The organism is Acidobacteriota bacterium, from assembly GCA_012729555.1.
Classification (GTDB): domain Bacteria; phylum Acidobacteriota; class UBA6911; order UBA6911; family UBA6911; genus UBA6911.
This window is the reverse complement of the sequence record JAAYCX010000020.1, coordinates 12,848-32,232: the sequence shown is the minus strand read 5'-3', so window position 1 is coordinate 32,232 and position 19,385 is coordinate 12,848. Positions and strand designations below refer to the sequence as shown.

Sequence of the window (19,385 nt, the reverse complement as noted above, 5' to 3'; positions counted from 1 at the left end):
TTTTAAAGCCGCTTTCCGCAGTCCGCACAGAATTTCTTGCCGGGGGAGACGGCGGCGCCGCAGGCGGGGCAGCGGGCGCTGTCACGCTCTTTCTTCCCCCCCGGCCCGAGCCCGGCCGCCCGCCGGCCGCCGGGAGCCCCGAGCCGCTCCAGCTCCTCCAGGATGCGGGCCGCCTCGGCCCGGTGTTCCGCCCGGAGCATTTCGTAATCGGCCTCGAGGAGGCGCCCCATCCCGAACTGGAACTCCAGCTCCTTGAGGTTGCGGTAGCACGCCGTCTTGCGCTCGAGCAGGCGGTCGCGCTCCGTTTCCCCCCCGGCGTCCGCCCCCGGGGGCGCGCTCCTGAAGAGGGGGGCGAGGACGAACCCTCCCGCGACCACGACGGCCACCGCGCACACGATCCAGAGCATCGCCACTCCCTGTCAGCCGGCCCCCGGGCCGGCGCCCGTCAGCGAACGGCCTCCCCGGGGCGGCCGCCGCGCTTTGAGTTCAAAAGGGTCAGGAGGGTCCCCAGGACCAGGATCCCGGACCCGAGCCAGAGCCAGAACACCAGGGGGTTCACGTGCGCCTTGATCTCGAAGGCGTCCCCCGTGATGCCGGTGAAGACCACGTACAGGTCCTCCTTCGGGGTGCTGCGAAGGCCCACGGTCGTGGTGGTCTGCCCCCCGGAATCGAAGATGCGCTTTTCCGCGGTCAGGGTGCCGGCCGGCCGGCCGTCGCGGGTGACCTCGATCACCGCCCGCCCGTACTCGTACAGGGCCTCCCGCCCCTGGTGGAAATCGGCCAGGGTGAGGGCGTAATCGCCCACCCTCCCCGTCTCCCCCGTCTGGAGGTGGAGCGTGGCCTCCCGGTTGAAGGCGTTCCCGGCGAACCCCACGAACATGAGCACCACGCCGAGGTGGACGACGTACCCCCCGTAGCGGCGGGTGTTGCGGAGGACGAGGCGGCCGAGGGCTTCGGGGAAACGTTCCCCGTGCTGCCGCATCCGTACCCGGGCGCCTTCGGCGAACTCCTGGACGATGGTCGCCAGGACGAAGGCGCAGAGGGTGAGGCAGACGGTCACGTAAAAATTCCGGAGCCCCCCGGCGAGGAGCCCGGCCAGGGCCAGGGCGGCGGCGACGCCGGGCCACAAAAACGCCCGGCCGAGGGCGGCGGGCGAGGCCCGGCGCCAGGCCAGCAGCGGCCCGATCCCGGTCAGCAGGAGCAGGAGCAGACCGATCGGGACGTTGATCCTGTCGAAGAAGAGGGGGCCGACCGAGATCTTGGTCCCCCGGATCCATTCCGACAGGGCGGGGAACATCGTGCCCCAGAACACGGCGAAACAGGCGGCCACCAGCACGAGGTTGTTGAACAGGAAGGCGCTTTCGCGCGAGATCATCGAGTCGAGCCGCCGCTCGCTCCGCAGGTACGGCTGCCGGTCGGCCAGGAGCAGGAGGGTGCCGGCGAGCACGAAGGCCATGTAGTAGACGAAGAACCTTCCCAGGTTCGAGTCGGCGAAGGCGTGCACCGAATTGACGATCCCGCTGCGGGTGAGAAAGGTCCCGAAGATCCCGAGGAGGTAGGTGAGGAGGACCAGGATGACGTTCCAGACCTTCAGCATCCCGCGCCGCTCCTGCACGACGATGGAATGGAGGAAAGCGGTGCTCACCAGCCACGGCATCAGGGAGGCGTTCTCCACCGGGTCCCACCCCCAGTACCCCCCCCACCCGAGCACGACGTAGGCCCACTTGCCGCCGAGGATGATGCCGATCCCCAGCAACAGCCAGACCACCAGCGTCCAGCGCCGGACGATCCGGACCCAGGCGTTGCCCTGCTGCCGGGTGACGAGGGCGGCGACGGCGAAGGCGAAGGGGACCACGAAGCCGATGAAGCCCACGTAGAGGATCGGGGGGTGGATGACCATGGCCCAGTACTGGAGCAGCGGGTTGAGCCCCCTCCCGTCGGCGGGGACGAAGGGGGCCGTCGCGCCGTCGGGCGAGATCCGGACCAGCTGGTCGAAGGGGTTGGACAAAAAGAGGTTGAGCGCGAGGAAGAAGGCGAGGTTGACCATCAGCACGGCGACCACCCAGGGCATCATGTCCCGGTGGCGGCGGCGGTTCTGCACGATGACGAGGCCCGAGAGGAGGGCGGTGAAGAACACCCACAGGAGCATCGAGCCGTCGTGCCCCCCCCAGATGGCCGAGATCTTGTACAGGATGGGGAGCGAGCGGCTGCTGTTGTTGGCCACGTGGGAGGTGGCGAAATCGTCCGCCAGCATGAGGTAGAGGAGGGCGCCGAAGGCGAGGAGGGCGGCCGCCGAGGCGGCGAGCGCCGCGCGCTCCCCGCTCCAGACGACGCGGCGCCGGGCGAGGGAGGCGCCGGTCAGCGAGGCGATGAGGGCGTAGAGCGAAAGGCACAGGGCCAGGAGAAGGCAGAAATTTCCGAAATCGGCCATGAAGTCCCTGAAGTCAGGAGGTTCTCTCGTCGTACTCCGCTTCGTATTTCGAAGCGCACTTCGCCTCTATCCGCCGGGCTTCGAAGACGCCGTCGGGGGCGACGGTCCCTTCCACCAGGGCCTTCGACCCGTCCTTGAAGGTGTCGGGGATGATGTCCGCGCCGGTGTAGCGGACGCGGATGCTCGACCGGGGGCTCGAGATGACGAACTCCATCTGCGGCCGGCTCCGGTCGATCGATCCCTCGACGACGTCCCCGGCGAGCTTGAAGCGCTTCCCCTCGTATTCCCCCCGCAGCGAGCTGAACTCGTCCACCGTGATGTAGTAGGCCTTGCTCTCCTGGAAGCCCACGAACCCGAGCCACGCCAGGGCCGCGACGATGATGAGGCCTCCCACCCAGAATTTCTTTCCTGCGCCCATAACGCTTCTTTCCGGAACGGTTCCCAATCCCATCGAGTATACCACAGGCCCGGGCCGACCCGCGAGTTACAGGGCCCGCATGAATTCGGGGCGCAGCAGCTCCGGGTCCTTTCTTTCCAGCACTTCCCGGATGAGGCCGAGGGCGCGCCCCTTTTCCTCCGGCATCCGGATCCTGAGCGGCAGGTAATTGGAGGCGTGGTTGGAGGCGAAGAAGCAGCGGGTGACGTCGGTGTGGGCGATCATGATCCCCAGCTCCTGGATGAGGCCGAAGGGGGAGGGGAGGACCAGGCGGCCGCTCCGGAGGTCCTCTTCGATCGGGGTGCCGGGGACGACGATGAGGGAGAGGGCGCCGACGAAATCGGGGTCCATCTCCGACAGGACCCTGCCGGTGTCCCGCGCGTGCTCCTGGCTCAGCTCGACCCCGCCGATCCCCAGCAGCACCGTGATCGAGAGGAGGATGCCCGAGCTCTTCACCCGCTTTCCCGCCCGGACCATCTGCTCCGCGGTGGCGTTTTTGCGGATCCGCCGGAGCACCTCCGGGTTCCCCGATTCCAGCCCCAGGTAGAGGATGCCGAGCCCCAGGGAGCGGAGCTCTTCGAGCTCCTCCGGCTCCTTTTTCAGGATGTCGACGGCGTTGGCGTAGATCCCCACCCGCTCCAGCCCGCGGATCTTCTCCCGGAGGTAGCCGAGCACCCGCACCAGCTCCGGCTGGGTCATCACCAGCGCGTCCCCGTCGGCCAGGAAAACGCGCCGGATCGGGCCGCAGGCGGAGGCCTCGTCGATGTCCTCCCGGATCTCCTCGAACGACTTGACGCGGAAGGTCTTCCCCCGGAAGGAGTGGCAGAAGGTGCAGCGGTTGTAGGAGCACCCCACCGCCACCTGCAGGATCAGGCTGTCGGCCTCGCTGGGAGGCCGGTAAATCATCCCTTCGTACTTCATGGTATTAAATATATACGGGCGGGGGGCGGATGACAAACGGGAGCCCCGCCGGAGGCGATTTGTCTAAAGGTTCCGCCTCCCCCCAACGATAACCTGAGTGCGGTGCGGGGGGGCATAAGCCTTTCATATAAATGCATTTGAGCTCCCCGGCACCCGGCCCCGGAGCGGGGCGTGAGATCCCATGGAACCGAAAGACACGCCCAAGAGCGATCTTGCAGAGGAACTGGAGTCGCTGCGCGAGGAGATCGCGCACCTGCACAGCCTCATCCTGCGCCCGTCCCCCAGCGGCGCCGCGAGCGCCCCCCCCGCCCCGGCCGGCGCCCCGGAGCGCCCCCCCGTCCCCGCCAGGGTCCGCGCGCTCGAGAGCGAGAAACAGCTCCTCGGGTGGCTCGTCGACAGCAGCGTCGACGGCATCATCGCCTTCGACCGGGACGGGTTCTTCACGGTCTGGAACCCCGCGATGGAGAGGATGTTCGGCCTCGCCGCGGGGGAGGTCCTCGGCCGCCCCGCCTTCCTGGCCTGCCCCTTCCTGGAGGAGCTGGGGGAGGACGCGAACATCGGTGCGGCGCTCGAGGGGCGGAAGAGCGTTTCGAAGGGGAAGTGCTACACGGCCCCGGGGGGCGCGAGCGTCTGGTTCGAGGGGTACTACGGTCCCATCCACGGCCCGGGGGAGGGGGAGGTGATCGGGGGCCTGGCGATCGTGCGCGACGTGACCGAGCGGGCGCTGGCCGAGGAGGCGCGGCGCGCGAGCGAGGAGCGCTACCGGGAACTGTTCGAAAACGCCTACGACATGGTCTACACCCACGACCTCTCCGGCAGAATCACCTCCATGAACAAGGCGGCGGAGCGGATGCTGGGATACTCCCTGGAGGAGGCCCTCCGGATGCGGTTCAGCCAGCTGGTGGCCCCCGAATCGAGGGCGGCCGCCCGCAGGATGATCGACCGGCAGATCGCCGACGCGGTGCCGATGACGGCCGAACTGGACGTCATCGCCAAGGACGGCGCCCGCTTCACCTTCGAGGTGAGCCACCGTCTCATCTTCCGCGAAGGCCGCCCCCACGGGATCCAGGGGATCGCCCGGGACGTCAGCGAGCGGAAGAGGGCCGAGGGGGAGCTCGCCGCGGCCAACCGCAGGCTCGAGGCCTGGGTGCGGGACCTGGAGCAGCGCACCCGCGAGATGACGCTGCTCGGCGAGATGGGCGACATCCTGCGCGCCTGCCTCACGGCCGAGGAGGTCTACGAGGTGATCGTGCGGATCGCCCGGGAGATCTTTCCGGAGGAGGCGGGGGCGCTCTACGTGATGGGCCCGCTCCGCAACATCGTGGAATCGGTCGCCGGGTGGGGGGACGCGGAGCGGATGGCGACCACCTTCACCCCCGACGAATGCTGGGCCCTGCGCCGGGGGAGGGTGCACTGGGTGGAGGACACCGGCGTCGGCCTCCTGTGCAAGCACCTGGAGACCCCCCCTCCGCGCGGCTACCTCTGCGTCCCGATGATGGCCCAGAGCGAGGCGGTGGGGGTGCTCCACCTGGCCCACGCCGACGGGACGCCGCTCGGCGAAGCGAAGCAGCGGCTCGCGACCGCCATGGGGGAGCGGGTCGCCATGGCGCTGTCGAACCTGCGCCTGCACGAGACGCTGCGCAACCAGTCGATCCGCGACCCGCTGACCGGGCTCTTCAACCGCAGCTTCATGGAGGAGGCGCTCGAGCTGGAGCTGCGGCGCGCGGCGCGCACCCAGGGGACGCTGGTGGTGATCATGGCCGCGCTCGACCGGTTCCAGAAAATGACCGAAGACTGGGGGCTCGACGCCGGGGACTCCCTCCTCTGCCGGACCGCCGCGCGGCTGCAGTCCAGGATCCGCAAGGGAGACGTCGCCTGCCGCTTCAGCGGGCACGCTTTCGTGCTGCTCCTTCCCCACAGCGGCCGCGACGTCGGCCGGAGGCGGGCCGAGACGCTGAGGGACCTGGTGCGGGGGATGGACGTGCAGTATCCCGGGGCGCGGGAGGGGGACCGGGTCTCCGCGTCGGTCGGGATGGCCCTCTTCCCCGATCACGGGCAGACCGTGGAGGCCCTCCTGCGCTCGGCGGAGGCGGCCGTCGGCCGGGCGCGCTCGGGGGGCGGGGACTCGGTGGTGGTCGCCAGCTGACGCCGGCTCCCCCCCAACGCATTTTTTTCTTGGCCTTTCCGGGGAGTTGGGTCAGAATTGCCCTTCAGGCAAACAGCGCTCCCCCCGCCCCTGATGAAGCAAACCGAAGATGCGTCGTCGCTGGTGCGTCACGGGCAGGCTCTACTCACTCGGGTTCATCGCGCAATGGAACGGGAAGGCAGCACGGACGGCGAACTGGAAGCCCTCTGGGGGAAGCTCGAGGAGCTGAAGCGCCTGGAACCGGAACTCGCCCCGGAGGCCGCGCCCGCGCCCCCGGCCGCCGGCGGGGACGCTTCCCGCATCCGCGCCGCGATCGAGGAGCGGATCGGTTTCCTACCCCCCTGCTTCATTCCCGCCCTCGAGTTTCCCGACATCCTCGAAGACCTCTGGCGCCGGTACCGTGCGGGCTTCTGCGACAACCCGCTCCCGGAGCTTTTCAGGGAGAAGCTCCGGCTGCGCCTCTCCCGTTCGACGACCTCCCCCTATTTCGCCGTGGTGCACGCGTGCACCCTGCGCGAGCTGGGGGTCGGCGCGCGCGAGGTGAGGGAACTGCTGGAACTCCCGGAGCCCGACGCCGGGGAGATCGAAAACGCGCTCTCGGCCCTGGCCGGCACGACACGCTCCTCCGGATCCTGGCCCGCCGGCGTCCCCGGGTTCGAGGAGGGGGTGTCCACCCTCGCCCTGGCCCTCTTTTTGGGGGTCCCCGGGGCGGAGCGCGCGACGGCGGGGCTGAAGGACCTGCTGGGGGACGCCTGGTACCTTTCGCTGACGCTCCTGCTCGCCGCGGCCCGGGGGGAGCACATGTGGATGGAGGCGCACCCGGAGATCGGGAGCGAACTCCACCCGGCGGTGCGGGCCCATTTTCTCCCCCTGGTGCACCAGGAGCCGCGCCTGGTCGAGATCTTCCGCAACCCCGGGGAGTATTTCCGCCGCAGCGGCACCGGGGAACGGAAGGAGCGCGAAGGGATCTACCGGGAGATGTTCGAAAACGCCAGCGACATCATCTACACCCACGACTTCGAGGGGAGGATCCTGTCGATCAACCGGGCGATCGAGCGGATCGCGCTCTACACCCGCTCCGAGGCGCTCGAGATGAAGTTCACCGACCTCCTGACGCCCGAGTGCGCCCACCTGGGGGAAGTGCTGACCGACCCGCAGGTGGCGGGCGAAATCCCCCTGAATTACGAACTGGAGATCGTGGCCAAGGACGGCGGCCGCGTCGCCCTGGAGGTCAGCACCCGCCCCCTCTTCCGCGAGGGGAGGGCCGTGTCGGTGCAGGGGATCGCGCGCGACATCACCGCGCGCAAGAAGACCGAGGCGCAGCTGAAGGAGGCGAAGGAGAAGCTCGAGGCCTGGGTGGGGGAGCTGGAGCAGCGGACGCGCGAGATGGTCCTCCTCAACGAGATGGGCGACATCCTGCGCGCCTGCCTCACGACCGAGGAGGCCTACGGCGCCATCGTCCGGGTGGCGCAGCAGATCTTCCCGGCGAAGGTGGGGGCGCTCTACGTCATCTCCTCCTCCCGCGACTCGGTGGAGGCCGCGGCGGTCTGGGGGGACCCGGAGCTGGCGGAGGAGTCCTTCGCCCCGGCCGAATGCTGGGCGCTGCGGCGGGGGCGGATCCACTGGGTCGAGCACGCGGGCTCCGGCCTGGTCTGCCGCCACGTGCACCACCCCGCCCCGGCCGGCTACATGTGCATCCCGATGATGGCGCAGAGCGAGGCGCTCGGGATGCTGCACCTCATGCAGCCGGACGACGTCCAGATGACCGAGAGCAAGCAGCGGCTGGCCGTCACCATGTCGGAGCACATCGCCATGGCGCTGTCGAACCTGCGCCTGCACGAGACGCTGCGCAGCCAGTCGATCCGCGACCCGCTGACGGGGCTCTTCAACCGGAGGTTCATGGAGGAGTCGCTCGAGCTGGAACTGCGCCGGGCGGCCCGGAACCAGCGCCCGCTGGGGATGATCATGATCGACCTCGACCACTTCAAGTACTTCAACGACAACTTCGGGCACGAGGCGGGGGACCTGCTGCTGAAGGAGCTGGGGCTGCTGCTGCGGGGCAACATCCGCGGCGAGGACATCGCCTGCCGTTACGGGGGGGAGGAGTTCACCCTGATCCTGCCCGAGGGGAGCCGCGACGTCACCCGGCAGCGGGCCGAGTTCTTCAAGGAGGCGATCCAGCGCCTGGATGTCCACTACCGCGGCATCCCCCTGGGGCGCATCACGGCGTCGATGGGGGTGGCCGTCTTCCCCGACCACGGCCGCAGCGCCCAGGCGCTCGTCGAGGCGGCCGACAAGGCCCTTTACCGCAGCAAGAACGCCGGGCGCGACCGCGTGACCATGGCGGAATAGGCTCCATCCCCCGATTTCGTCCAACGATTTGACAGAATAGGCCCCATTCTGTCAAATGATTTGACGGAATGGGGGTATGGGGCGGCGGGAACCGGAAGGGGGCCCCGAGGCCCCCTTCCCTGCATTCGGGTCAGGCCTTGTCCTCGAAAATCCCGCGGTAGGTGAGGCCCGCCAGGAGCGCGCCCAGGATGGGGGCGAGCCAGAAGAGCCAGAGCTGCGCGAGCGCCCACCCCTGGACGAAGAGCGCCTGGCTGGTGCTGCGCGCGGGGTTGACCGAGGTGTTCGTGACCGGGATGCTGATCAGGTGGATCAGCGTCAGCGCCAGCCCGATGGCGATGGGGGCGAACCCCTGCGGCGCCCGCTTGTCGGTCGCGCCCATGATGACGATGAGGAAGATGAACGTCATCACCAGCTCGCACAGGAAAGCGGCCCCGAGCGCGTACCCGCCGGGGGAATGCTCCCCGTACCCGTTGGCGGCGAACCCGCCGCTCAGGCTGAAGCCCGAGCTCCCGCTGGCGATGAGGTAGAGGACCAGGGCCGCGAGCGCGCCGCCCAGCACCTGGGCCACGATGTACCCGAACAGGTCCCTGCCGGGAAAGCGGCGGCCCGCCCAGAGCCCGAAGGACACGGCGGGGTTGAGGTGGCAGCCGGAGATGTGGCCAATGGCGAAGGCCATGGTCAGGACGGTCAGCCCGAAGGCCAGGGCCACGCCGGCGAAGCCGATCCCCAGGTCGGGGAAGGCGGCCGCCAGGACCGCGCTGCCGCAGCCGCCGAGCACGAGCCAGAACGTGCCGATGAATTCGGCGCCCAGTTTCTTACCCATAGCGGAGTCTCCTTGTCGGAATACAGCCATTTTAGAAAATGGAAGCTGCATCGACTATAGGATAGGATTTCGGGATAATAAACAAAAATGATGGGTCAGGGGAGGTCGAGGAAGCGGACGGCGCTCCCCGGGTCGAGCTCCACCCGGCCGGAGCGGGGGTCGTAGGCGTAGGGGGTCCCCATCGGGTCCCGGGGGGTCCGGAGGCTCGGGGGGAAGGAGCCGGTCGCGGCGCGGTGGCGCTCGATGCGGTCCCTGAGCTCGGCGAGGTCCCGCTTGACCTGGAGCGAGTGGAGGTGGTTGCGGGCGTTGTCGCGCACCGCGTCGCTCGTCGCCTCCTCGTACTGGCGCCGCCAGAGGGCGACGGCGACCTCCTCGGCCCCCCCCTTCGACAGCGCCATGGCCGCCAGGCCCGCGAGCCACTCGGGCGCCCCGGGGACCCGGCCCGCCTCGAGCCAGGTGTCCCCCGCGGCGGCGTAGTCCTTCAGGTAGAGGTAGTGGACGAACCCCCGCTCGTAGACCAGGCGCCACTCGCGGGGATGCGCCCGCGCCCCCTTCTTGAGGAGCTCGAGGGCCAGGTCGGGCCGGCCCGCCCCGACCGGCGGGGGCTCGGAGAGGAAGCAGCTCCCGGCGCGGTAGGCGTCCTGGAGTCCCGGGTCGAGGGTGGTGGTGATGTCGAGGAGGGTGTAGAGGTTTCCGAAGCTCTCCCGCCGCCGCCCCTCGTCGTCGCGCCGCCCGTAGTACTGGATGGTGCGCATCCAGTAGAGGTCGGCCAGCAGGGGCTCGAAGCCGAGGGCCATCTTCTGGACCAGGCCGGGGGAGTTGAAGAAGAGGAGGTCGGGCTCCTCCCCGGCCGGGGAGCGCGCGTCGATGAAGTCCTGCACCGGGCCGACCAGCAGCGCCGCGGCCAGGGCGGCGCCGACGCAGCCGAGCACCACCTTCGATGTTTCCCCCCCCCCGCCTTTCATTTGAAGTCCCGCCGGGCGAAGATGAGGATCGAGAGGGCCAGCAGGAGGGCGATGTAGACGACGGCGTAGGCGCCGGCTCCCCCCACGGCCCACCACTCGACGGGGCGCGCGTAGCCCGCCGTCTGCAGGACGGCACGGCCGTCGATCAGGTTGAAGTTCCCGAAATTGGGGATGACGTAGTAGAGCGCGCGGCCGAGAGCCTCGACGGCGGGCGATCCCGAGAGTTCGCCGAAGCGGCGGAGGTCGGCGTTGAAATGCCCGATGACCCAGAGGAAGAAGGTGAAGAGGGCGGCCAGGGCCGGCGTCGAAAAGGTCGAAAAGAGGAGCGCGAGCGCGGTGGCCAGGGCGAGCGAGAGGAAGATGAGGCCCACGGCCGGCAGGAGGCGCCCGTAGGCCCCCGCCGGCGCCCGCCCCGTGTAAGCGAGCGCCAGGGCGAGCCCCGCCGTCATCACGGCCAGGTTGACCCCGAGCGTCGAGAGGAGGCCGAGGTACTTGCCCAGGATCAGTTCGTGGCGCCGCACCGGCTTGGCCAGGAGGGCGTAGACGGTCCGTTTTTCCAGCTCCTTGTAGACCAGGCCGATCCCGATGAAGATGGCGATCAGGAGCCCGAAGACGGAGATGGCGCCCAGGCCCAGGTCGAGGATCACCTTGTCCTCGTTGCCGAGGGTGAGCTGCCCCAGGGCGAGCGAACTGCCGATCATGACGAGGGCGAAGAGGATCAGGTTGTAGAGGATCTTGTCGCGGACCGTTTCGCGGAAGGTGTTCTCGGCGATGGCCAGGATGCGGTTCATGACGCTGCCTCTACTTTCCGGTCACCAGGGTCTGGAAATATTCCTCGAGCGAGGGGCGGATCGGGTTGACCGAGACGAGGTCCAGCCCGTGGGCGAAGACGAAGCCGAGCACCGCCTCGAGGTTTTCGCGGTCGTCCGCACGCAGGTGCAGCCGCTCCCCCATGGCCCGCACCTCGGAGCACCAGGGGCGGAGGAGGTCCGGGGTGGCCTCGGTCCAGCCGGAGAGGATGATCTCGTGCCCCGCGATCCGCGCCCTGAGGATGTCCTCGAGCGTCCCCGCCTCCTGGAGCCTCCCCCGGTCGAGGATCGCCACCCGGTCGCACATCGCCTCGACGTCGGGGAGGATGTGGGAGCTCAGGAAGACGGTCACCCCCCGCTCCCTCAGCCCGGTCACGATGCGGCGCACCTCCATGCGCCCGAGCGGGTCGAGCCCCGACATCGGTTCGTCGAGGAAGACCACCTCGGGTTCGTTGACGAGGGCCTGGGCGATCCCCAGGCGCTGGACCATCCCCTTGGAGAATTTGCGCAGCTGCACGTCGGCCGACGCCGCGAGTCCCACCTCGCCGACGAGCTCCCGGACCCTGCGGGCGAGGGGGGGCCCCGCCAGGCCGAAAAGCCGGCCCATGAATGTGAGGAGCTCCCGGGGGGTCAGGTAGTCGTAGAAGTAGGGGTTTTCGGGCAGGTACCCGATCCGCTCGTGCATCGCGGTGTCCCCCGCCGGGCGCCCCAGGATGCGGGCCGAGCCCGATGTCGGGTGCAGCAGGTGCATCAGGAGCTTCAGGGTGGTGCTCTTGCCCGCCCCGTTCGGCCCGAGGAAGCCGAAGATCTCCCCCGCGCGCACCTCGAGGGAGAGGGCGTCGAGCGCGCGCACCGGCCGCTTGCGCCAGAAGCCGACGGCGAAGTCCTTGGTCAGGTTTTCTATCTCTATGACGGCCATAGGGGCGACCCCGAAAGTCCAATGAGTCCGGGCACTCCTGCTTTTCGGCAGCGGGGGCCGTTCACTTCAGTTTTTGGGCGCGCTGGCGCTGCACTTCGTACAGGGTGATCCCGGCGGCGACGCTCACGTTGTAGGAGCCCACCCGCCCGGCGATCGGGAGCGAGGCCACGAGGTCGCACTTCTCCCGCACCAGCCGGTGCAGCCCCGTCCCCTCGTTGCCCAGCACCAGGGCGACCGGGACGGTCAGATCGATCTTCCAGAGCGGCTCGGGCGCCGCCGCGTCGAGCCCCACGCTCCAGTACCCCGCGCCCTTCAGGCTCTCGATGAGGCGGGAGACGTTGGGCGCCCGCGCGAGGCGGACGTGGGCGGCGGCCCCGGCGCTCGCCTTGACCGCCGCGGCGCCGAGCGCGGCGGAGCGGTGGCGCGGCACGAAGACGCCGTCGGCGCCGGCGGCCTCGGCCGAGCGCAGGACGGCGCCCAGGTTGTGGGGGTCTTCGATCCCGTCGAGCACCACCAGGAGGCCGGGGGTCCGGGCCGCGGCGAGGACCTCCTCGACTTCGAGGGTGTCGATTTCGGCGGTGACGGCGAGCACCCCCTGGTGCCGCTCCCCGCCGCACCGGCGGTCCATCCACTCCCGCGGCTCGAAGGAGAGGCGCACGCGGCGCTCCCCGGCTTCCCGGACGATCTCCTGGACGCGGGGGTTGCGCCCGCCGCGCTCGACGGTGATCCGCTCGATCTTTTCGGGGTGCGCCCGGAGCGCTTCCGCCACCGCGTGGATGCCGTAGATCAGGGACATGGCGCCTCAGACCGCCTCGAGGATGCGGCGCGCGCGCGCGGCCGGGGAGAGCACCGGGCGCGGCAGCGGCAGGCGCGCCCCCTCGTCGCAGAGCGGCGCCAGGGTTTCGAGGTCGGGGCCGGAGCCCTGCCCGGTCAGGACCGCCCGGATCGGGTGGTAGAGGTGCCGTCCCTTGCGCCCGGTGGCCGACTTGACCTCCCCCACGATCCGCCGGTAGCCCTCGGGCGTGAGCGCTCCCCCGGCCTCCACCCGCCGCACGAAGTCGAGGGCGACCTCCCGCCCTTCCGGGGCCGCGAGCGCGGCGCGGGCGTCCGCATCGAGCGCGGGCGGGTCGGCGCCGTAGACGACCTCCGCGGCCTCCGGGAGCTGGTCGAGGTGGTCCACCCGCGTCTTGACCAGGTCGATCACCCTGCCGGCCCAGGCGTCCAGGGCGGGGGAAGATTCGGCGGGGAGGAGGCCCGCCGCCGTGAAATGGGGGCGCGCGGCGCCGAGCAGCTCCGTCCCGGGGATCCGGTGGATCCAGGTGCGGTTCATCCAGTCGAGCTTGGCCGTGTCGAAGATGGCGGGGCTCTTCTGCACCCGCCCGAGGTCGAACTGCTCCCTGATCTCGTCGAGCGCGAGGACCTCCCGGCCGTCCTCGGGGGGGGACCACCCGAGCAGCGCCAGGTAGTTGACCAGGGCCTCGGGGAGGTAGCCGCGCCGCCGGAAATCCTCGATGGAAGTCGCGCCGTGGCGCTTGCTCAGCTTCTGCCCGTCGGGGCCCAGGATGGTCGACAGGTGGGCGAAGCGCGGCGGCTCCGCCGAGAGCGCCTCGTAGATCAGGACCTGGCGGTGGGTGTTCGACAGGTGGCCGTCGCCGCGCACGACGTGCGATATCCGCATCAGCAGGTCGTCGACGACGCAGCAGAAGTTGTAGGTCGGGCTCCCGTCGCTGCGCACGAGCACCGGGTCGCTCACCTGGGAGGTCTCGATCTCGATCCGGCCGAAGACGAGGTCGTCGAAGCCGACGCACCCGGGGCGTACCCGGAGGCGCAGGGTGAAGGGGTCTCCCCTCCCCACCCGCTCCCGGATCTCGTCCGGGGGGAGGCGCCGGCAGGTGCCCGCGTAGCGGGGGGTCTCCCGCCGCTCGAGCTGCAGCCGGCGCGTCTCCTCGAGCTCCGCGGCGGAGCAGAAGCAGCGGTAGGCACGGTCCTCGTCGAGGAGGCGCGCGGCGTAGCGGCGGTAGAGGTCGTAGCGGTCGGTCTGCCGGTAGGGGCCGTACTCCCCCCCCCGGTCGATCCCCTCGCTCCAGTCGAGCCCCAGCCAGGAGAGGTCCTCCACGAGCTGCCGCTCGAAGCGCGTCTCGCTCCGCGCGGCGTCGGTGTCCTCGATGCGCAGGACGAAGGTCCCCCCGTGCCGGCCGGCCAGGAGCCAGTTGAACAGGGCCGTGCGCACGTTCCCCACGTGCAGGAAGCCGGTGGGGCTGGGCGCGAAGCGCACCCGGATCGGATTTTCGGAATTCATGGTCTCATCCCGTGACAGGTGCCGGGGCGCGGGCGAGGAGGGCGACCGCCTGCGCCGACACCCCCTCGCCGCGCCCCTCGGCGTTCATCCCCTCGCTCGTCGTCGCCTTGACGCTGACGGCCCCCTCGCCGAGTCCCAGGGCCGCGGCGATGCGGCGCCGCATCGCGGCCGCGTGCGGCGCGATCTTCGGCCTCTCGAGCACGAGCGTGGCGTCGACGTTCACCGCGCGCCACCCTGCGGCGGCGACGCGGCGGCCCACCTCCTCCAGGAAGAAGAGGCTCGCGCGCCCGCGCCAGGCGGGGTCGGTGTCGGGGAAGAGGCGCCCGATGTCGCCCATCCCGGCCGCGCCCAGGAGCGCGTCGCAGACGGCGTGCAGGAGCACGTCGGCGTCCGAATGCCCCTCGAGCCCCTTTTCAAAAGGGATCTCCACCCCCCCCAGGACCAGCCGGCGCCCGGTGGCCAGGCGGTGGTAGTCGATCCCCTGCCCGACGCGCATTTCCGGTCCGTTCACGGCCCCCTCCTTCCCGAGCAGCCGCCCGGCGATCTCCAGGTCGAGCGGGCGGGTGATCTTCAGGTTGTCGGGGGAGCCGGGGACCACCCAGACCGCGTGCCCCGCCCGGCGCACCACCGAGGACTCGTCGGTCCCCTGGAACCCCTCCGCCTCGGCGCGCTCGAGCGCCTCCCTGAGGAGCGCGGCGTGGAACCCCTGCGGCGTCTGGATCGCGTAGAGCTCCGCGCGCGGCGGCGTCCGGAGCACCCGCCCGCGCCTGGAGACGCGCCCGATGGTGTCGGTCGCGGGGAGGGCGGGGACCGCGGCCCCTTTGGCCCACGCGGTTTCGAGCACCCGCAGCATCACCTCCTCCGGGCAGAGGGGGCGCACCGCGTCGTGCACCAGGATGACGTCGATGTCCGCGGGGAGCGCCCGGACGGCACCGAGGACCGAGTCCTGGCGCGTCTCCCCCCCCGCAACGCAGCGCGCGCGGCCGCCGAGGAGCGCCTCCGCCCGCGGGATGTGCGCGGCCGGCAGCGCCACGACGATCGCCCGCACCTGGGGGAGGAGGGCCATCCGCTCCACGGTGCGGCAGAGGATCGGCCGGCCGGCGATCTCCAGGAACTGCTTGGGGACCCCGGCGTTCATGCGCGTGCCGGTACCGCCGGCGGCGATCACCGCCGCGGCCCGGAGCCGGCTGAGGGTGCGTGTGTCGGGCATACGGGCGGCTACCGTTCCTTCAGGCGTTCTTTCTCGTCTTCGCCGTTGCTGAAGCGCGCGACCGTCCCGCCGCGGTCATAGGAACGGCGCTCCTGCCGGGAGCCCGGTTCCGCCTCCTCGGGGAAGCGCCCGAAGATCATCTTCCCCGCCGTCGTCTGCAGCACCGAGGTGACCTGGGTGGCGATGGTCTTGCCGATCATGCGGCGGGCGTTGTCGACCACCACCATCGTCCCGTCGTCGAGGTAGGCCACCCCCTGGTTGTACTCCTTCCCCTCCTTCAGGATGAACACCTTCATCGTCTCGCCGGGGAGGACGACGGGCTTGAGCGCGTTGGCCAGCTCGTTGATGTTCAGGACGTCGACCCCCCTCAGCTGCGACACCTTGTTGAGGTTGAAGTCGTTGGTGACGATCTTGGCTCCCATGTCCTTGGCCAGTTCGATCAGCTTGAGGTCCACTTCCTTGACCTCGGGGAAGTCCTTTTCGACGATCTGCACCGACACCCCGGGGGCGGACTTGATCTTCTCGAGCACGTCCAGCCCGCGCCGGCCGCGGTTGCGCTTGGCGCTGTCGGCGCTGTCGGCGATCTGCTGCAGCTCGCGCAGCACGAAATGGGGGGCGACCAGCGTCCCCTCCAGAAAACCGGTCTTGCAGATGTCGGCGATGCGGCCGTCGATGATGACGCTGGTGTCGAGGATCTTGCACGACTTGCGCAGGGCGCTGTCGGTGAAGATCCCCCCGAGCGAGGTGAGGTCGAGGAATTCCCCCTTGCCGGCCCCCGAGAGCATCCCGATGTAGGTCATCAGGATGAGGATGAGGATCTGCACGAAGGTTTCGGTCTGGGGGTGGACGAAGTTCATCCGCCCGACGACGAGGCTGACGAGGCTCGCGCCGATGATGCCCAGAAGCGAACCGACCGCCCCCCCCAGCAGGGTTTTCAGGGAGAGCGCGCGGATGCGGTACTCAACAAAGAGAATGACGAGCCCGAAAACAATGCCGAAGACGAAGGTCAGGTAAAGATTGGGCCCGAAGGGGCGCACGTAGAAACCGCTTATCAGGATGGCGGCGAAGAGAAAAACCCGGATGATCCAGAGATCCATCGAGGGACTCCTTTGGTATAAACCGAACGCTATCAATGGAAAAAAGAAAGTAAAGCCAGAAATGGATTACGGCTGACATGCATACAATCTAGCAGGAATCGGCGGCGCAGTCACCTTATATTCCTGGACCGGCGTCAGGGGAAGATCAGCTCGGCGAGCTCCGCCACCGTCCCGATCGGCACGAGCCCGATGCCGCCGACGGGGTCGACGAGGGGGAGGTTCCCCGCGGGGAGGAGGACGCGGGAGAAACCCATGGCCGCCGCCTCGCGCACCCTCAGGGGGGCCTGGGGGACGGGGCGCACGTCGCCCGACAGGCTCAGTTCCCCCACGAGCACGGTCCCGGGGGTCAGCGGGCGGTTGCGCAGGCTGCCGAGGATGGCGGCGAAGAGGCCGAGGTCGGCCGCGGGCTCGTCCACCTCGAGCCCCCCGGCGGTGTTGACGTAGATGTCGCTCCCCGTCATCTGCACTCCCAGCCGCTTTTCGAGCATCGCCACCAGGACCGAGATCCGGTTGTAGTTGACGCCGTCGGCGACGCGGCGCGCCGTGCTGTACTGGGTGGCGACCACCAGCGCCTGGATTTCGACCAGGAGCGGCCGCGTCCCCTCCATCGCGCAGATGACCGAGCTGCCGGCCGAAAGCTCCCGGTCGGGGAGAAAGAGGCCGGAGGGGTTGGCGGCCGGGACCAGGCCGCGGGAGGTCATCTCGAAGATGCCGACCTCGTTGGCCGCCCCGAAGCGGTTCTTCACCGCCCGGACGATGCGGTGGTTGCGCCGTCCCTCCCCCTCGAAATAGAGGACGACGTCGACGATGTGCTCGAGCGCCTTCGGTCCCGCGATGGCGCCGTCCTTGGTGACGTGGCCGATGAGGAAGACGGGGATGCCGGTCCGCTTGGCGAGGTTGAGCAGCGTCATGGCGACGTGGCGCACCTGCCCCACGCTCCCGGGCGCCGATTCGAGCGACCCGGAGCACGCCGTCTGCACCGAGTCGACGACCAGGGCTCCCGGCCGGACCTCCTCCACGGCCGCGAGGATCCCCTCGAGGCTCGAGTCCGCCAGGAGGTAGATCTCCCCGGCGCCGGCCGCGGGCGCGCCTTCCGCCCGCTCCCCGAGCCGGTCGGCCCGGAGCCGGATCTGCTGCATCGACTCCTCCCCCGAGGCGTAGAGCACGCGCACCCCTTCCCCCTCGAGATTGCGGGCGATCTCGAGCAGGAGGGTCGATTTGCCGACCCCCGGCTCCCCGCCGAGGAGGATGAGGGACCCGGGGACGATCCCCCCCCCGAGGGTGCGGTTGAACTCCGGGTTGCGGGTGTCGATGCGGGGGACCGCTTCGGTGGAGATGTCGCCCAGGCGCGCGGGCCTCGCCGCGGGCCCCCCGCCCGCCGGCGCCTGCCCGCGCGGGCGGCGCTCCTCCACCAGGGAGTTCCAGCCGCCGCAGTCGGGGCAGCGCCCCAGCCACTTGGGGGAGGTGTAGCCGCAGTTCTGACACTCGAAAACGGAGCTCTTCTTTTCCATCGTCCTTCCGATCGGTCCCGGATCCCCTGTTTCGGCCCGGTCCCGGTTATTTCACCTTTTCGCGCCGCTCGAGGACGGGGTCCGGCCGCAGCATCGAACAGAGGAGGGCGCAGTCCACCCCCGGGAGGCGCACGAGGCGCCCGAGGATCTCCCGGCCGCGCGCGGCGGCCCCTTCGTCGTCCGCCCGGTTGACCAGCGGCGCCAGGAGGGCGCCGGCCGGCCTCCCCTTTCCCCCCCCGAGCGGGTGGGCCAGCACCCGGGCCACGATCTCTTCCGTGACGGGGACCCCCTCGGGCACCCCCGCCAGGGCGGCCGCGTGGCGCGCCCGGTGCACGTGCTCCTCGTCGAGCGGCGCGCCCAGGATGTCGAGGCCCGCGACCGGGACCAGGTGCGTCGTCAGGGGGTGCACGACCGGCTCGTGTTCCGCCGGCGCCTTGAAGGGGAGGGAGCGGCTCCCGTCCGCCTCGATGACGAGGACGTCGACGTCGGCGCGGGCGGCCAGCAGCGCGATCTCCTCCGGCGGCGACCCGAACACCCGGTCGCGGTCGTCGGGGGCCCCGGCCACCAGGCACTGCCCGTGCCGGTCCAGCAGCGGCCCCAGCGCGGACAGGGCGCCGGTGGCAACGACGGCGGGGGAGAGCGCCACCTGCTCCCGGCTGATGTGGGTGCTGGTCGTGGTCACCACCCGGAGCCCCCGCGCGGCCAGTTCCCGGGCCAGGCGGAACATGGCCGTGGTCTTCCCCCCGCCCCCCACCAGCGAGACCACCGCGCCCGGTCCCACGCCGAGGGCGTCGGCCAGCGACATCCCTGCAGTTGTGCTCATCCCGCGATTATATAGCGGGCGCCGGTCACTCGGGAAGGCCGATCCTCCCCGGCTTGCGCCCGAGGTCGATCGCCTTCAGCCGCTCCAGCTCCTCCTCGAGCCGGCGGATCCGCTCCTCCCGCTCCCCCGCCTCCGCCTTCAGCCGGTCGATCCGGGCGTGGAGCCGGAGCACGTACTCCGCCTGCCGGCGGTAGGCGCTCTGCGGGAACTCGGCGATGAGGCGCCGCAGCGCCGCCTCGGCCTGCACGAGGTCGCGCCCGGAGTCCTGCGCCACGGCGCGGGAGAGGCCGAGGAGGTAGAGGGCGTGCTCCCGGCCGGGCGATTTCGGGTGCTCGAGCAGGAAGGCTTCCAGCGATTGCGAGGCCAGGGCGTAGTCCCCCGCCTGGAACTGCGCCGCCCCCACCTCGAGGAGCGTGGGCTCGGACGCCTCCCCGGGTCCGGGTTCGGGCGCTTCCTCCGGGGCGGGTTCGGGCGGCTCGGGGATGATGGCCTCGGGCGCCGCGGCCGGCGCCGAAGCCGGCGCAGCCGGCGCAGGCGTCGGCGCAGGCGCCTTTTTGTGGCAGGCGGGGAGCGGCAGCAGGAGCCCGAGGAGCAGGAGGAGGCACGGGCTTCGAAGGGCGGACGGGTGCATAGGGTACCTGTG

17 protein-coding genes are annotated in these 19,385 nt (G+C 70.3%); 2 read left to right on the top strand and 15 right to left on the bottom strand.

Annotation, left to right across the window (positions count from 1 at the left end; translation table 11 throughout):
* Positions 1–2: 2 nt before the first annotated feature.
* From GXY47_05730 to GXY47_05715, 4 genes are all read right to left on the bottom strand, one after another.
* Positions 3–407 (bottom strand): zinc ribbon domain-containing protein, encoded by a 405-nt coding sequence (locus GXY47_05730; GenBank protein ID NLV30639.1) that lies wholly within the window; start codon positions 405–407, stop codon positions 3–5.
* A 38-nt stretch (positions 408–445) separates the two neighbouring features.
* Positions 446–2,431, bottom strand: a complete 1,986-nt coding sequence (locus tag GXY47_05725) for a heme lyase CcmF/NrfE family subunit (protein NLV30638.1) — start codon at positions 2,429–2,431, stop codon at positions 446–448.
* Positions 2,432–2,444: 13 nt separating this feature from the next.
* Positions 2,445–2,849 (bottom strand): cytochrome c maturation protein CcmE, encoded by a 405-nt coding sequence (locus GXY47_05720; protein ID NLV30637.1) that lies wholly within the window; start codon positions 2,847–2,849, stop codon positions 2,445–2,447.
* Between the two features lie 66 nt (positions 2,850–2,915).
* On the bottom strand, positions 2,916–3,788 hold the full coding sequence (locus GXY47_05715; GenBank protein NLV30636.1) for a radical SAM protein: 873 nt from the start codon (positions 3,786–3,788) through the stop codon (positions 2,916–2,918).
* A 181-nt stretch (positions 3,789–3,969) separates the two neighbouring features.
* Here GXY47_05715 and GXY47_05710 point away from each other — a divergent pair, with 181 nt between their 5' ends.
* Together GXY47_05710 and GXY47_05705 are read left to right on the top strand one after the other, a co-directional pair.
* The gene (locus GXY47_05710) at positions 3,970–5,934 is read left to right on the top strand and encodes a PAS domain S-box protein (GenBank protein ID NLV30635.1); all 1,965 of its coding nucleotides are present in this window, start codon (positions 3,970–3,972) and stop codon (positions 5,932–5,934) included.
* Between the two features lie 165 nt (positions 5,935–6,099).
* Positions 6,100–8,286, top strand: a complete 2,187-nt coding sequence (locus tag GXY47_05705; protein ID NLV30634.1) for a diguanylate cyclase — start codon at positions 6,100–6,102, stop codon at positions 8,284–8,286.
* A gap of 130 nt (positions 8,287–8,416) precedes the next feature.
* On the opposite strand, the gene aqpZ is transcribed toward GXY47_05705, so the two are convergent.
* The 11 genes from aqpZ to bamD all read right to left on the bottom strand — a co-directional run bounded on the left by aqpZ (position 8,417) and on the right by bamD (position 19,373).
* The gene (aqpZ, locus tag GXY47_05700; protein ID NLV30633.1) at positions 8,417–9,109 is read right to left on the bottom strand and encodes an aquaporin Z; all 693 of its coding nucleotides are present in this window, start codon (positions 9,107–9,109) and stop codon (positions 8,417–8,419) included.
* Positions 9,110–9,204: 95 nt separating this feature from the next.
* Positions 9,205–10,074 (bottom strand): hypothetical protein, encoded by an 870-nt coding sequence (locus GXY47_05695; protein NLV30632.1) that lies wholly within the window; start codon positions 10,072–10,074, stop codon positions 9,205–9,207.
* Positions 10,071–10,865, bottom strand: coding sequence for an ABC transporter permease (locus GXY47_05690; GenBank protein NLV30631.1), 795 nt, complete (start codon positions 10,863–10,865; stop codon positions 10,071–10,073). The genes GXY47_05695 and GXY47_05690 overlap by 4 nt, the downstream gene beginning before the upstream one ends.
* 10 nt (positions 10,866–10,875) lie before the next feature.
* Complete coding sequence (locus GXY47_05685) at positions 10,876–11,802, bottom strand: ABC transporter ATP-binding protein (GenBank protein ID NLV30630.1); 927 nt, start codon at positions 11,800–11,802, stop codon at positions 10,876–10,878.
* Positions 11,803–11,863: 61 nt separating this feature from the next.
* Positions 11,864–12,592 carry a 23S rRNA (guanosine(2251)-2'-O)-methyltransferase RlmB gene (gene rlmB / locus GXY47_05680; GenBank protein ID NLV30629.1) on the bottom strand — a complete coding sequence of 243 codons (729 nt, stop codon included), beginning with the start codon at positions 12,590–12,592 and terminating at the stop codon, positions 11,864–11,866.
* A 12-nt stretch (positions 12,593–12,604) separates the two neighbouring features.
* On the bottom strand, positions 12,605–14,101 hold the full coding sequence (locus GXY47_05675; protein NLV30628.1) for a glutamate--tRNA ligase: 1,497 nt from the start codon (positions 14,099–14,101) through the stop codon (positions 12,605–12,607).
* A gap of 4 nt (positions 14,102–14,105) precedes the next feature.
* Entirely contained in the window at positions 14,106–15,311 is a 1,206-nt protein-coding gene (gene ispD, locus GXY47_05670) for a 2-C-methyl-D-erythritol 4-phosphate cytidylyltransferase (GenBank protein NLV30627.1), read from the bottom strand.
* A gap of 8 nt (positions 15,312–15,319) precedes the next feature.
* A complete protein-coding gene (locus tag GXY47_05665) occupies positions 15,320–16,408 on the bottom strand; it encodes a TRAM domain-containing protein (GenBank protein NLV30626.1) in 1,089 nt (362 codons plus the stop codon).
* 134 nt (positions 16,409–16,542) lie between these two features.
* The gene (radA, locus tag GXY47_05660; GenBank protein ID NLV30625.1) at positions 16,543–17,919 is read right to left on the bottom strand and encodes a DNA repair protein RadA; all 1,377 of its coding nucleotides are present in this window, start codon (positions 17,917–17,919) and stop codon (positions 16,543–16,545) included.
* Positions 17,920–17,965: 46 nt separating this feature from the next.
* Positions 17,966–18,742, bottom strand: a complete 777-nt coding sequence (yqeC, locus tag GXY47_05655; GenBank protein NLV30624.1) for a putative selenium-dependent hydroxylase accessory protein YqeC — start codon at positions 18,740–18,742, stop codon at positions 17,966–17,968.
* Positions 18,743–18,767: 25 nt separating this feature from the next.
* Positions 18,768–19,373 (bottom strand): outer membrane protein assembly factor BamD, encoded by a 606-nt coding sequence (bamD, locus tag GXY47_05650; GenBank protein NLV30623.1) that lies wholly within the window; start codon positions 19,371–19,373, stop codon positions 18,768–18,770.
* Between the last annotated feature and the right edge of the window lie 12 nt (positions 19,374–19,385).

Bases quoted from the DNA above. Each gene is read 5' to 3' on its own strand.
- GXY47_05730 (NLV30639.1), bottom strand. From the start codon at position 407: ATGCTCTGGATCGTGTGCGCGGTGGCCGTCGTGGTCGCGGGAGGGTTC.
- GXY47_05725 (NLV30638.1), bottom strand. From the start codon at position 2,431: ATGGCCGATTTCGGAAATTTCTGCCTTCTCCTGGCCCTGTGCCTTTCG.
- GXY47_05720 (NLV30637.1), bottom strand. From the start codon at position 2,849: ATGGGCGCAGGAAAGAAATTCTGGGTGGGAGGCCTCATCATCGTCGCG.
- GXY47_05715 (NLV30636.1), bottom strand. From the start codon at position 3,788: ATGAAGTACGAAGGGATGATTTACCGGCCTCCCAGCGAGGCCGACAGC.
- GXY47_05710 (NLV30635.1), top strand. From the start codon at position 3,970: ATGGAACCGAAAGACACGCCCAAGAGCGATCTTGCAGAGGAACTGGAG.
- GXY47_05705 (NLV30634.1), top strand. From the start codon at position 6,100: ATGGAACGGGAAGGCAGCACGGACGGCGAACTGGAAGCCCTCTGGGGG.
- aqpZ (NLV30633.1), bottom strand. From the start codon at position 9,109: ATGGGTAAGAAACTGGGCGCCGAATTCATCGGCACGTTCTGGCTCGTG.
- GXY47_05695 (NLV30632.1), bottom strand. From the start codon at position 10,074: ATGAAAGGCGGGGGGGGGGAAACATCGAAGGTGGTGCTCGGCTGCGTC.
- GXY47_05690 (NLV30631.1), bottom strand. From the start codon at position 10,865: ATGAACCGCATCCTGGCCATCGCCGAGAACACCTTCCGCGAAACGGTC.
- GXY47_05685 (NLV30630.1), bottom strand. From the start codon at position 11,802: ATGGCCGTCATAGAGATAGAAAACCTGACCAAGGACTTCGCCGTCGGC.
- GXY47_05675 (NLV30628.1), bottom strand. From the start codon at position 14,101: ATGAATTCCGAAAATCCGATCCGGGTGCGCTTCGCGCCCAGCCCCACC.
- ispD (NLV30627.1), bottom strand. From the start codon at position 15,311: ATGCCCGACACACGCACCCTCAGCCGGCTCCGGGCCGCGGCGGTGATC.
- GXY47_05665 (NLV30626.1), bottom strand. From the start codon at position 16,408: ATGGATCTCTGGATCATCCGGGTTTTTCTCTTCGCCGCCATCCTGATA.
- radA (NLV30625.1), bottom strand. From the start codon at position 17,919: ATGGAAAAGAAGAGCTCCGTTTTCGAGTGTCAGAACTGCGGCTACACC.
- yqeC (NLV30624.1), bottom strand. From the start codon at position 18,742: ATGAGCACAACTGCAGGGATGTCGCTGGCCGACGCCCTCGGCGTGGGA.
- bamD (NLV30623.1), bottom strand. From the start codon at position 19,373: ATGCACCCGTCCGCCCTTCGAAGCCCGTGCCTCCTCCTGCTCCTCGGG.